This is a genomic window from Empedobacter sp. GD03739 (assembly GCF_029843245.1).
GTDB lineage: Bacteria > Bacteroidota > Bacteroidia > Flavobacteriales > Weeksellaceae > Empedobacter > Empedobacter falsenii_B.
Genome location: NZ_JAOCHX010000120.1, coordinates 1 through 695 on the forward strand (window position 1 = coordinate 1; position 695 = coordinate 695).

Genomic DNA, 695 nt, shown 5'->3' on the forward strand with positions numbered 1-695 from the left:
TGTAATCTTCCCTAAAAACCGGACCGTTTAAAAATATAGTTTATTAACTTAGGGATAATTATGAAACAGAGCAATTTTACAGAAGTTCAGATCGTCAAGATCTTATCAGAACAAAATCAAGGCAAAACAGTCAATGAAATTTGTCGTGAACATGGAATAAGTCAACCCACTTTTTATAAATGGAAGAGTAAATATGGCGGAATGGAAGCCCATCAATTAGCTCAATTAAAAGAACTAGAGAAGCAATTGTCCCAATATAAAAAAATTGTAGCAGAGCTTACTTTGGAAAACGTAGTTTTAAAAGATGTTATCGAAAAAAAGCTATAACGCCTTGTGAAAAACGAGAGTTGGTGTTGTATTCAAAAGAAAAACATCAGCTAAGTTCTCGCAGGGCTTGTCGTCTATTTAGCTTAAGAACATCCGTTTTTTATTATCAAAAAGTACGTAAAGATGAGGATGATAAAATACGTTTTCAATTGATAGCGCTATCCAACGAGCATCAAACTTGGGGCTTTTGGATGATGCATCATCGTTTACGAAATTTAGGATTTACTTGGAACCATAAACGAGTTTATCGAATTTATACTTCGATGAAACTTAACCTACGTAATAAACGTAAAAAAAGACTTCCTGCAAGGATTAAAGAGCCGCTTTTACGTCCGATTTATCCAAATGTAACGTGGAGTATGGATTTC

General features: G+C 34.0%; 2 protein-coding genes. Both read left to right on the forward strand.

Annotated features, from left to right (window positions below; genetic code table 11):
* The first annotated feature begins 60 nt into the window (after nt 1-60).
* On the forward strand, nt 61-327 hold the full coding sequence (locus N5E64_RS15680) for a transposase (protein ID WP_038336637.1): 267 nt from the start codon (nt 61-63) through the stop codon (nt 325-327).
* Between the two features lie 149 nt (nt 328-476).
* Nucleotides 477-695, forward strand: a 219-nt coding sequence (locus N5E64_RS15755; protein ID WP_347881242.1) for an IS3 family transposase, incomplete at its 3' end; no start/stop codon positions are given.

Excerpts from the sequence above, each read along its gene's own strand:
- N5E64_RS15680 (WP_038336637.1), top strand. The coding sequence starts at position 61 with ATGAAACAGAGCAATTTTACAGAAGTTCAGATCGTCAAGATCTTATCA.